This window comes from Pseudomonas sp. B8(2017) (assembly GCF_002113575.1).
GTDB lineage: Bacteria > Pseudomonadota > Gammaproteobacteria > Pseudomonadales > Pseudomonadaceae > Aquipseudomonas > Aquipseudomonas putida_Z.
In genome coordinates this window covers 1-11426 of sequence record NZ_NEIO01000024.1, presented here as the reverse complement: position 1 = coordinate 11426, position 11426 = coordinate 1, and the positions used below count along the sequence as shown (strand labels likewise).

Here is an 11426-nt window from a genome sequence, read left to right as displayed (position 1 = left end):
CGCGAATCAATCGGTTAGAATGCCCCCCCAATTCACCCCGATCCTTGAGGACCGCCATGTTCAGCCGTGATTTGACCATTGCCAAGTACGACGCCGAGCTCTTCGAAGCCATGCAGCAAGAAGCTCTGCGCCAGGAAGAGCATATCGAGCTGATCGCTTCGGAAAACTACACCAGCCCGGCAGTCATGGAGGCCCAGGGCTCGGTCCTGACCAACAAGTACGCCGAAGGCTACCCGGGCAAGCGCTACTACGGTGGTTGCGAGTACGTCGACGTCGTCGAGCAGCTGGCCATCGACCGTGCCAAGGAACTGTTCGGCGCCGACTACGCCAACGTCCAGCCGCACGCCGGCTCCCAGGCCAACGCCGCCGTCTACCTGGCCCTGCTGTCGGCCGGTGACACCATCCTGGGCATGAGCCTGGCCCACGGTGGCCACCTGACCCACGGTGCTTCGGTAAGCTCCTCGGGCAAGCTGTACAACGCCATCCAGTACGGCATCGACGGCAACGGCCTGATCGACTACGACGAAGTCGAGCGCCTGGCTGTCGAGCACAAGCCTAAGATGATCGTTGCCGGCTTCTCTGCCTACTCGCAGGTGCTGGACTTCGCTCGCTTCCGCGCCATCGCCGACAAGGTCGGTGCCTACCTGTTCGTCGACATGGCCCACGTTGCCGGCCTGGTTGCCGCTGGCGTGTACCCGAACCCAGTTCCGTTCGCCGACGTGGTCACCACCACCACCCACAAGACCCTGCGCGGCCCGCGCGGCGGCCTGATCCTCGCTCGCAAGAACGAAGAGATCGAGAAGAAGCTGAACTCCGCCGTCTTCCCTGGCGCCCAGGGTGGCCCGCTGGAGCACGTCATCGCTGCCAAGGCCATCTGCTTCAAGGAAGCCCTGCAGCCTGAGTTCAAGGCTTACCAGCAGCAGGTAGTGAAGAACGCCCAGGCCATGGCCAGCGTGTTCATCGAGCGTGGTTTCGACGTGGTTTCCGGTGGCACCCAGAACCACCTGTTCCTGCTGTCGCTGATCAAGCAGGAAATCTCCGGCAAAGACGCTGACGCCGCCCTGGGCAAAGCCTTCATCACCGTCAACAAGAACTCGGTACCGAACGACCCACGTTCCCCGTTCGTCACCTCGGGCCTGCGTTTCGGCACCCCAGCCGTTACCACCCGTGGTTTCAAGGAAGCCGAGTGCCGCGAGCTGGCTGGCTGGATCTGCGACATCCTGGCTGACCTGAACAACGAAGCGGTGATCGACGCCGTGCGTGAGAAGGTCAAGGCCATCTGCAAGAAGCTGCCGGTTTACGGCAACTGATTGGCGATGGCCTGACAGGAAAAAGCCCGGCCTAGTGCCGGGCTTTTTCGTTGTCGAGCCATAAGCAATTTTCCAGCACTGTCGCGCTCCTACAAAAAAACGCGACACTCTGCTGGTAGCGCGTATTACCCTGTGCCCCTTTGATACCCGCAAGCACAGGCCATACCTTGACCAGAGAGCAACTCGAAACCCACCAGGTCCCGATCTACTTCGTCGCCGTGCTCGCCGCCGTCACGTTCGGCCTGCTGACCAGCGACGCTGCGCAGCTCCTGGAAGCGCTGGTCACCCCCGCTATCGCCGCGCTGATGTACGCGATGTTCCTGCAGATCCCCTTCCTCGACCTGCGCCAAGGCCTGAGCAACCGCCGCTTCATCGCCGCCCTGCTGCTGGCCAACTTCATCCTCGTGCCGCTGCTGGTATGGGCCATCACCCGTGGGCTGGTCGAACACCCGGCGATCCTCATCGGCGCGCTGCTGGTGTTGCTGACGCCGTGCATCGACTACGTGGTGGTGTTCACCCACATCGGCAAAGGCGACTCCCGCCTGACACTGGCCGCCACCCCCGTGCTGCTGTTGGTGCAACTGGTGCTGCTGCCGCTCTACCTGGCCCTGATGCTGGGTGACAGCAGCAACGTGGCCATCTCCATTACCCCGTTCGTGGAAGCCTTCGTGCTGCTGATCGTGCTGCCGATGGCGCTTGCCGTGCTCACCAGCGCCGGTGCCCGTCGCTCGCGCACGGTCTCGACCTGGAACGACGCCTGGGCGTGGATGCCGGTACCCACCATGGCCCTGGTGCTGGTGGTAGTGATCGCCTCGCAGATTGCCGTGGTGCTGCATGACTTCGACCGTTTGCTGCCGGTGATTCCGGTGTACATCGGCTTCATGCTGTTGGCGCCGGTGCTTGGGTTTGTTGCGGCGCGCTTGCTGCGCTTGCCGGTGACCGAGGCACGCTCGGTAACTTTCAGCGCCGCCACGCGCAACTCGCTGGTGGTGCTGCCATTGGCGCTGGCGCTGCCAGAAGAAATGCGCGGGCTGGCCGCCGCTGCGGTGATTACCCAGACGCTGGTGGAGCTGGTGTGTGAACTGGTTTACGTAAGGGCAGTGCCGCTGTTCGTACGCTGATCCGCCAGCGCACGCCAGAGCAACAGTCTGTGCTGCCTGCGCTGGCCTCATCGCCGGCAAGCCAGCTCCCACAGGTGCAGCGCTGATCTCGAGGTTGTCGCTGTACCTGTGGGAGCGGCCTTGTGTCGCGAAAGGGCCGCGACGCGGCCCCAAGATTCCAGAAGTCGAAGCCTCACTTCGCCACAGCGAGGCGAATGATCACTCAAACGCCCGAGTAGAAATCTGCTCGAACGCCACTTCGGACATATCCGGCAAATCAACCGACAAGGCCTCCCTGCTACCAAGTCTGGAGAATGATCCGGACGAGCGCATGCAGCATGTGCTCGATGAGCTCAGGGAGCGGGTTCAGTGGCTGGCGCCAGGATTGACCTGGCACGCTACAGCGTTCATCCCATCGCCGTTCCGCCCTTTGAGCATCCGCATTCAACGTTGCATGCTATAAGGGAATCCCGTACATTCATATGCATACAGTAATTGAAACGCCTACGTTCCAAAGAGCCGCTGCCAAATTGTGGTCTGACGAAGAACGCGTGGCTTTCATCGACTGGATTGCGATCAATCCGCTCGCGGGGGATGTAGTACCCGGTGCGGACGGCGCACGAAAAGTTCGATGGACCCGCGCAGGCTCTGGTAAGTCCGGTGGCACACGGGTGATCTACTTCAACCTGAATGAAGATGAAATTGTGCTGTTGCTTACGGTTTATGCGAAGGCTGAACGTGCCAACATGAGCCCCGCTGAAATCAGCAAGGTGGTGTGAAATGCGTGACATCGATATAGAAAGTGTTGCCAAGGCCATTGAGGCTGATGCGGGTGAGCCATTGCCTGACCTGCGCCAAGCGCTCAAGGAAGCCAAGATTGGCGCTGGGCGAGTAACCACGCCGGAGCAGATTCTGGTTCGCCAGGCCCGCGAACGCTGTGGGCTAACCCAGGCATCATTCGCCGAGCGTATTGCAACACCGGTCGCGACGCTGCGTGACTGGGAGCAAGGTCGCTTCGTGCCGCCAGGCGGTGTGTTGTGCCTGATGCGCCTGATCCTCAAGCATCCTGAGCTGTCACTGGAGCTGGCCGCGATCTGACCACAGGCCCAATTGGGCTTGATCGCCGGCTGTGCGTCGGCGATCAAGCATTTCCCCATTCACAGCGCCTTCATCTCAGCAATATCCCGCGCCACCTGATCTGCAGAATGGTCGAACATCACCTGCTCCTGCGCATCCAACGGCAACTCGATAACCCGCGCCAGCCCCTCCCCTGCCAGCACACAGGGCACACCCATGGCGATATCCGTTCGCCCGTACTCGCCCTCCAGAATCGCCACCGCCGGCAAGATGCGGTTTCGCCCATTGGCGATCGCATCCACCATCTGCGCAATCGCCACGCCCGGCGCATCGCAGGCGCTGCCCAGCTTCTTCAGCCCCAGGATCTCGCCACCACCCTTGCGGGTGCGTTCGACGATCTGCTCGATCTGCTCGCTGGAAAGGAAGTGCGACAGCGGCACCGAGCCGATCTGGCAATAGCGCATCAGCGGCACCATGCTGTCGCCATGCCCGCCCAGGACCAGCGCCGTGATATCCCGGGCAGAAAACCCGGTCTGCTCGGCGATGAAACACTTCATGCGCGCGGTATCTAGCACCCCTGCCTGGCCAAACACCTTGCTGCGCCCCTGCCCGCTGAGGCTCCAGGCGCGATAGGTCAGCACATCGACCGGGTTCGACACCACCAGCACCGTCGCCGTTGGTGCATGCTGTTTGATGTCCGCCATGATGCTATCGATAATCGGCAGGTTGATGCTCAGCACGTCCTGACGCGACTGCCCCGGCTTGCGCGGCACGCCTGCGGTAATGACCACCAGTTCAGACCCGCTCAGCATTTCAGCGTTGGCGCCGCCGTGAACCCGGGTGTCGGAACCCGACTCGACTGCCGCCTGCCACACGTCGAGCGCCTTGCCCTGGGCCAACTCACCCTGCACATCCATCAACACCAGCTCACGGCACAACTCTTCCCGGGCGATGATCTGCGCCGCCGCCTCGCCGACCATGCCGGCACCCACGATTGTCAGTTTGTTCACGTGACACCTCCCAGCGGCGCGCGCCACCAGGAACACGCCTGCAATACACAGAAGTATTGCCCGCTGAGGCGAAAAGGCCACTCGAAGGTGATGTGAGGCTCTCGCTGCTACCGCGCAGCGGGTCGGCAACAACTATGCTGTTGCGATCAAAGCTGGTCTCCCAAGGACACCTCCATGAGTGCTGCCTCGCTGCCCGAACTCGATTCCGCATTGCCAGGGCTGACTCGCAAAATCCGCGTGCTCGAGGCACTGGCCTGGCCGGACGGCGTCGAAGAGGAATTCCTGAGGCAATGGCGCACCGGCAAGGCGCAGTTGCCCAAGGTGGCGCTGCAACCACGCGACCACAGCACCGACATTGCCGCACTGGAGGCTTTTATCGGGCAGTGCGATCAGGGGCACCCGGCTGGGCACTTCCTGGCCACAACAGCGCGTAGCTACGCCACTGCCGGGCGCATGCTGGGGGCCATCGGCACGCCCGCATTTACTCGATATTCCTCGGCGCTGTACCGCCGCCCGGACTTTTTCTACCCCAAGCAGAAACTGACCATGCTCGACGCGGCCCGTTTCTTCCTCACGACCACCGACGCCCTGCTCGGCGGTGACCAGATTCCGCCGAGCGAAGCCGACATCCCGGCCGAGGATTTCGCCGCCTGGATGCAGCCCCAGCTGGACCAATTCTTCGGTGCCGGCCGGGTCAGGATCGTGCTGGACCAGGCCCTGGCCGCCAAGGCGATCGCCGGGAGCAGCCGCATCCGGTTGCGTGCCAGTGCCCTGTTCAGCGAACTGGACAAGCAGCAACTGTTGCAGCACGAAGCCTTCGTGCATGTGGCCACCGCACAGAATGGCGCCAACCAGCCCAACCTCAAGTGCCTGGGCCTTGGTGCGCCGCGCACCACCCAGACCCAGGAGGGCATTGCCACGCTGGCCGAGTTGTTCACTGGCAGCATGGACATCAACCGCTTGCGCCGTGTTGCCCTGCGCGTGCTCGCGGTGCAGCAGGCACTGGATGGCGCGGATTTCATCCAGGTATTCGAGGGTTTTCTGCAAGCTGGCCAGTCGCCGGAAGAATCCTTCCGCTCCACCCAACGGATTTTCCGCGGTGCCGATCTGCATGGCGGCTCGGCCTTTACCAAGGACGCCGCCTACCTGACCGGCTTGCTGGGTGTGCATACCCTGCTGCGCGTGGCGATCCGTGACAACCGCCCGGAGCTGGTGGGCCACCTGTTTGCAGGGCGCCTGAGCCTGGCCGATACCGTGCGCCTTGCGCCGCTGTTCGAGTCTGGCTGGCTCCGAGCGCCGACCTATGTACCAGCCTGGGCCAGCGACATGCGCCGCCTCGCCGCCAACCTGGCCTTCTCGGCCTTCATTGCCCAGATCAGACTGGATGTGCTCGACCTGCAGATGTTCATGGCCTTTGCCGACGAGCACGAAGCGGATGCCAGTGCCCAGTGACCTGGAGCCATCACTACTCCTGTAGGAGCGAGTTCACTCGCGAACACGGGCGAAGCCCGTGCCATCCCCCACCGCCACTTGCCATGACCATTATTCAAAAATCACGCAGTACTTGTAGGAGCGGCCTTGCGTCGCGATGGGCTGCGCAGCAGCCCCAACAACGCATCTGAAATACTTCCGGCCACCGAGCAAAAGGCCAACCCGCACCTGGGCCAGAACGATCCGCCAGCCTCGAATCCGCCAAACAACAAAATCCACTTTCTTCCGGTAAGCCAGCTTGTCGTGCTCAGGTACCAGTGCCATCCACACCACCACCTGCACCCTGCCACAGGTAAAACACATATCCATGAATTAATGCGCCCCCTGTAGGAGCTGGCTTGCCTGCGATGGGCTGCGCAGCAGCCCCATAACCCTACCCGACAGAAATAAACCACCAGGCGGCCTTGAGCAGAGGGCCAGCCGCAATGGTTATATCTGGCCCCGCCGCTCATCAATGATCCTGCCTAACTAACAGGGTCCTGCCCGTTTCGCTCCATCACCTTCCCACACTGCTCACTGGCCAAACGGCTGATGATCCGGATCGCCTGATGGATACCGGCAGTGTTGCGAAAACTCAGGTGTGGGTTGTGTTCGCACTCCAGCATTTCGTCGTGCTGGACCAGGGCTTCGCCTAGCAGTTCGAGGGTCCAGGCGTAGCTTTGGATGGTGGATAGGCGTTCTTGGTCAGTCATGGTGCACCTCCCTGGCTGCAGAGACGGAGCGAGATTGACTGGAGGTAAGATCGCTGAGGACCGTCGAGGAACGACGGTGGAGAACGAATGCGAGGATCCTGGACAGACTTGAGATAAGCATGCATGACACTCCAAGTTTTAGTTGGAGCTGCCACGATCCTTCCTACGGGATTGGGTGGCAGCTGTGTATGGGGTAGGAATACCGGGAAACTTGGAAACCCGGCCAGGCCGAAGCCTGCCCACACACAGCCGCCATGACACAGCACGGCAGGCACAAAAAAAGCGCCAGCTGTGGTGCAGGGGCGCCTAGTGCGTGCGCCAAGTTTACCAACGGGTTCCTACGCCCGGTCACGGAATTTTCCGCGACGGAGGAAATTTAGCCTCATATATCTCGGCCAAGCAAGTGTCGATGTTGTAGGAAACGTCTCTGAATTATGTGCGAACAGCGTTGAATGTAGCGATTAAGTCCATATCCGATCATCTGCATAAAAAATCCATTCAAACTTCGAATGCAGCGACATAGGCTCAGCTGAAATCGCCAAAGAGGGATGAGGTGCACGCTATAAACATTGAAAGTGCTGCCAGGGCAGTTGAGCTAGAGTTTGGTGACACAGGGACTGACGGGGATTCACCGTGGAGTCGAAACGGATAGCACTGCTGATTGACTGCGACAATGTGAGCCATGCTTCCATCGGGGGTGTGCTCGATGAGTTGGCCAAGTACGGAATGGTCAACATCAGGCATGCACACGGGAACTGGAGTTCTCCCCTCCTCGCTGGCTGGGTCGAAAAGATTCACCCGTTCGCCATTCGCCCCATGCAGCAATTCGCTTTCACCAAGGGCAAGAATGCCACTGACTCAGCGATGATCATTGATGCGATGGACTTGCTGTACAGCAAAAACGTCGACGCCTTTGCGCTCATGACAAGCGACAGCGACTTCACCCCGTTGGTGCTTCGGCTGCTGGAAAGCGGCTTGCCGGTCTACGGCTTTGGGGAGAAAAAGACACCGAAGCCTTTTGTAGATGCCTGCTCGCAGTTTATCTACACAGAGAACCTGCTTGGCGATGATCAGGAAAAAGTTGTTGAAGGCGAAGCGAAATGCAGTAAACGCACCCGAAACGAGCTACGCAGTGACACGGCGCTAGTGCGCTTGCTGAGAACGGCTGCTGAGAAGACCGCCGATGACACAGGTTGGTCGCGCCTCAGCCAGGTCGGTAATTTTATCCGCAACAACAGCTCGTTTTCAGCCGTGAACTACGGGCATCGGACCCTTGGCGATCTTATTCGAACCTCAGGGCTGTTCGAGATCGATATGCGGAATGGCGGAACGGCGATGTTCATCAAAGCTGCTCGGAAATCAAACCCGGTACTGCATTCCCAAACTGAGGTATCCATCTCATGAATTCGTGCTTCGGCTGCTGGGGTATCCTCATTTACGCTCTGTGAATTGCCGTTGGCCATCAGCACAGAATTACCAGCAAGGTTATTCGCTGGTTGAACACGGGTTGATGCTATGTTCAGCCGCTGGGATGACACCCCTCTCACTCACGCGGCAGGGATAGCCAGTGCCTACCACACGTATCGCCAGACCGAAGCGCCTGAGCCAATACCAAAGGCCATCCTGAAGAAACCTTGTGAGGGCTATCTCATGGAGCTATCAACTACGCGTCCGATGTTGTTTGCAGAGAGAATGGTAAACATGCGGACAATGCGAGCAGGCTAAACACCAGTACCGCGCCGCCGAGTACGCTAAAGCTCGTGCCGAAAGCCGCGCTCACGCCCATTGCCATAAGCGCAGCGCTGCCGATCTGGCAGAACCCAACCAATCCCGACGCGGTAGCCGCATACCCATGCTCGCTGGCGATGGCACCGGAGACCGCCAGCGACAGCGACGATCCGTTAGCAAGGCTGACCAGGCACATTGGCAGTACCACAGCCGCCGCGCCAGACCACCCCAATGCCGCGGCAGTGAGAAACGCTGCGCCGCCGAGTACAAAACATGCAATGCCGACAGTGACGATGCGGTCGTAGGGCCAGCGGTCAAGCAATCGCTTCGCCAGCAAGTTCGCGCCAACGATGCCTGCCGTCAGCGGCAAATACAGCCAGCCGCTCTGTTCTTCGCTCAATCCCGCCCGTTCGAATAGGAACGGCGACTGCGTCAGATATACGAACCACGCGCAGTAGATCGTGCAAACCACCAGCGTATAGCGGCGAAAGGTCCGGTCTCGTAGCACATGGCTAAATCCGGCAAAAGGAGAAGTCCGAGTGCGCGCCGACACGGGCAGCGTTTCAGGCAGTAACGTCAACGCCATCAGCAGCGCCACAGCGCCAAAGGCCGCCACGAACAGGAAGTCGGCCCGCCACCCAAACGCGACGGCCAAATGCCCGCCAATAGCCGGAGCCAAAGCCGGCGACAGCGACACTAATGGATAAACCACCGCATAGACCTTGGCCGAGATGCGCTTATCGCAGGTATCGGCGATAAGCGCCCGGCCGATGACCAGTCCCGCTGCAGCTCCAACCGCTTCAACCATACGCCAAGCCAGGAAGCCTACATAGCTGCCCGACGCCGCGCAGCCCAGAGAACCGATCAGGAAGAGCACACCACCGGCCAGCACTACTGGCTTGCGGCCGTAACGGTCAGACAACGGACCGTAAGCCAGTTGCGAGATAGCCAGTGCCAGCAGGTAGAAAGAAACCGTCTGCGGCATTTGCCAGTCGGCGATATCGAACTCGGTGGTCATGCTCGGCATGGCGGGAAGGTAGATATCCGAAGCAATGAGACCAAAGGTACTCAGCATGGCAACGGTCAGGATAAAAGATAAACGAGGCATGGCGCTCCCAAGCAACCGGTTTGGATTAGTTGCAGATCAAGGGTTCAACGGAATGAACACTATGTTAAGGAGTTGCCTTAAATGCGAAAATGCATGAAATAGCATTCTATGGCTGCATATTTGCAGCAAGGTGAAGAACGGAGATGAACTGGGACGACATACGGATTTTCCTGGCGGTACAGCGTGCCGGCACCCTCCGCGGTGCGGCCCAACATCTGACCATCGACCAGACTACGGTAAGCCGGCGCCTGGCCGGGTTGGAGCAGGCTCTGGGCAGTCGGCTGTTCCTGCGCAGCACTGGTGGCTTGGTGTTGACCGACACCGGTCAGCAGGTAGTGCGTATGGCCGAAGGCATGGAGCGCATGGCCGTCTCCTTCGAGCGGCGCGGTGAAGGAACCGACACGCACGCCTCTGGCGAGGTGCGTGTGACAACCACCGATGCACTCGCCGTGGATTTCGTTGTACCGGCCATCGAACGGCTACGTGCCAGCCACCCCGAGGTGCGCGTGATCTTGACCACTACCACACGGCTGCTCGACCTAGGACGCAGGGAAGCCGATGTAGCCGTGCGCACCTTGCGACCGGAGCAACCCGACCTGATCGTGCGACAACTCGCTCGCTGGGATGTTGGCCTGTACGCAACCCGGAGTTACTTGGAGCAACACGGGGAGCCGAGGCCTGGAGAAGCTTTCGCAGGCCACGACATTGCGCTTTACCAAGAAGGTGTGACGGTGCGCCAAGACGAGACACTGGCAGGCGAATCCAGAGCTCAAGGCCGCGTGGTCGCTGAACTGGATTCAAGCCTGATGCTGGCGACCTTCGTCCGCGCTGGCCTGGCCTTAGGCGAGTTACCAGAATATGTAGCCCAGCGTGATTCTGAACTGGTGCGGTTATGGCCTGATCGTCATCGGGCCAAGTCCTATGAAGCGTGGCTGGTTCTACATCAGGACTTGGCCCACACCACCAGAGTACGTGTGGTCGTGAACGCAATCATGGCCGCTTTCAGTGACTGATGGCGGCCCATGCAGCACTCGGGAAGACACTAGTCGCGATGCTCAGGCTGGAGAGCTGGGCGCCTGATTATCTGATACGGGTAGTTCACGGCAGGCAGCTCGGTCACCTGCTGGGCCTGCGCCACCTGCACATTTTCGTTGCTCCTGCGCTTTCTCGTCAGACCTGCTGGCCCATCCTGGCCTGACGCACGTTCGCCGCCAAGGTCAGGTCGCCCTAGGTCTGCCCCTGCTCCGCTGCCAGGTCTACTTGGTTCCCGCGGACGGCGGCGGACGTACTTGCCCGGCTCTGTACCGCGTCGAGAACCAGCCCACAGTGTCGTCTTCCACACACTGGCGCGTATCGAGTCGATCGATATTGGTAGTTTCGTCGAGGCTGGCCAGACCCAGGCAATGCCCACAGCGTTCAGGGTATCTCCGTTTCGGAGACACCTTTGCCGTAAGGTCGTGATGATATCCACCATCCCTTTGCTGTGGTGGTGACCATGGCCCGCGGCGCAGCCCGAAGGGCTGGGCCATCTCTCCCGAAGGGTATGCAGTGGGTCTACGGGTTGTGTGACCTGGCGGGGTCAGCAGCTGTAGATCAGGATGGAAGGCTTGGCAATCTGAAAATATCTCTAACCGGTGAAAGCACTATCTAAAAAAAATTCGCTAAACGCCCCTAAAACACTGGGCGAAAGCCAAATGCGAGCCACCCATTATCTTGAAACCCGTGCAATCGGAAGTGAAAAGCCGCGGAGCATTCACTCAAGCGAAGTGGTGGGCTGAAGGTAGCCTGATCGGCCAAAAGCAGAATTGGCAGATCGTGTCCCGGGAAGTGGTGTAACTCATCATGGCTTTGGCCATTGAGCTTGCCGTTTAGTTGATCACGGCCGACAGCTTGGCCTGTGGATTATCGCT

At 60.1% G+C, this 11426-nt stretch carries 11 protein-coding genes; 7 read left to right on the top strand and 4 right to left on the bottom strand.

What is annotated here, in order from left to right; translation table 11 throughout:
• The first annotated feature begins 56 nt into the window (after positions 1–56).
• The 4 genes from glyA (at position 57) to CAG22_RS24015 (ending at position 3508) form a co-directional block, all read left to right on the top strand.
• On the top strand, positions 57–1310 hold the full coding sequence (gene glyA / locus CAG22_RS24030; protein ID WP_025337620.1) for a serine hydroxymethyltransferase: 1254 nt from the start codon (positions 57–59) through the stop codon (positions 1308–1310).
• Between the two features lie 167 nt (positions 1311–1477).
• Positions 1478–2431 carry an arsenic resistance protein gene (locus CAG22_RS24025; RefSeq protein WP_085706322.1) on the top strand — a complete coding sequence of 318 codons (954 nt, stop codon included), beginning with the start codon at positions 1478–1480 and terminating at the stop codon, positions 2429–2431.
• Positions 2432–2961: 530 nt separating this feature from the next.
• On the top strand, positions 2962–3189 hold the full coding sequence (locus CAG22_RS24020) for a type II toxin-antitoxin system RelE/ParE family toxin (protein ID WP_371916864.1): 228 nt from the start codon (positions 2962–2964) through the stop codon (positions 3187–3189).
• Position 3190: 1 nt separating this feature from the next.
• Positions 3191–3508, top strand: a complete 318-nt coding sequence (locus CAG22_RS24015; protein WP_075043684.1) for a DNA-binding transcriptional regulator — start codon at positions 3191–3193, stop codon at positions 3506–3508.
• Positions 3509–3567: 59 nt separating this feature from the next.
• On the opposite strand, the gene CAG22_RS24010 is transcribed toward CAG22_RS24015, so the two are convergent.
• Positions 3568–4497 (bottom strand): malate dehydrogenase, encoded by a 930-nt coding sequence (locus CAG22_RS24010; protein WP_085706320.1) that lies wholly within the window; start codon positions 4495–4497, stop codon positions 3568–3570.
• A gap of 174 nt (positions 4498–4671) precedes the next feature.
• On the opposite strand from CAG22_RS24010, the gene CAG22_RS24005 reads away from it, so the two are divergent.
• Positions 4672–5949, top strand: a complete 1278-nt coding sequence (locus tag CAG22_RS24005; RefSeq protein ID WP_085706319.1) for a flavohemoglobin expression-modulating QEGLA motif protein — start codon at positions 4672–4674, stop codon at positions 5947–5949.
• 90 nt (positions 5950–6039) lie between these two features.
• On the opposite strand, the gene CAG22_RS24000 is transcribed toward CAG22_RS24005, so the two are convergent.
• Complete coding sequence (locus CAG22_RS24000; RefSeq protein ID WP_139833513.1) at positions 6040–6252, bottom strand: hypothetical protein; 213 nt, start codon at positions 6250–6252, stop codon at positions 6040–6042.
• 200 nt (positions 6253–6452) lie between these two features.
• Positions 6453–6680 (bottom strand): hypothetical protein, encoded by a 228-nt coding sequence (locus CAG22_RS23995; protein WP_015268870.1) that lies wholly within the window; start codon positions 6678–6680, stop codon positions 6453–6455.
• A 633-nt stretch (positions 6681–7313) separates the two neighbouring features.
• Here CAG22_RS23995 and CAG22_RS23990 point away from each other — a divergent pair.
• Positions 7314–8084 carry an NYN domain-containing protein gene (locus tag CAG22_RS23990; protein WP_085706317.1) on the top strand — a complete coding sequence of 257 codons (771 nt, stop codon included), beginning with the start codon at positions 7314–7316 and terminating at the stop codon, positions 8082–8084.
• Between the two features lie 259 nt (positions 8085–8343).
• Here CAG22_RS23990 and CAG22_RS23985 read toward each other — a convergent pair whose 3' ends face one another.
• The gene (locus CAG22_RS23985; protein WP_085706316.1) at positions 8344–9516 is read right to left on the bottom strand and encodes a multidrug effflux MFS transporter; all 1173 of its coding nucleotides are present in this window, start codon (positions 9514–9516) and stop codon (positions 8344–8346) included.
• 143 nt (positions 9517–9659) lie between these two features.
• Between CAG22_RS23985 and CAG22_RS23980 the strand changes: the two genes are divergently transcribed.
• Positions 9660–10529 (top strand): LysR family transcriptional regulator, encoded by an 870-nt coding sequence (locus CAG22_RS23980; protein WP_085706315.1) that lies wholly within the window; start codon positions 9660–9662, stop codon positions 10527–10529.
• The last annotated feature ends 897 nt before the right edge of the window (positions 10530–11426 follow it).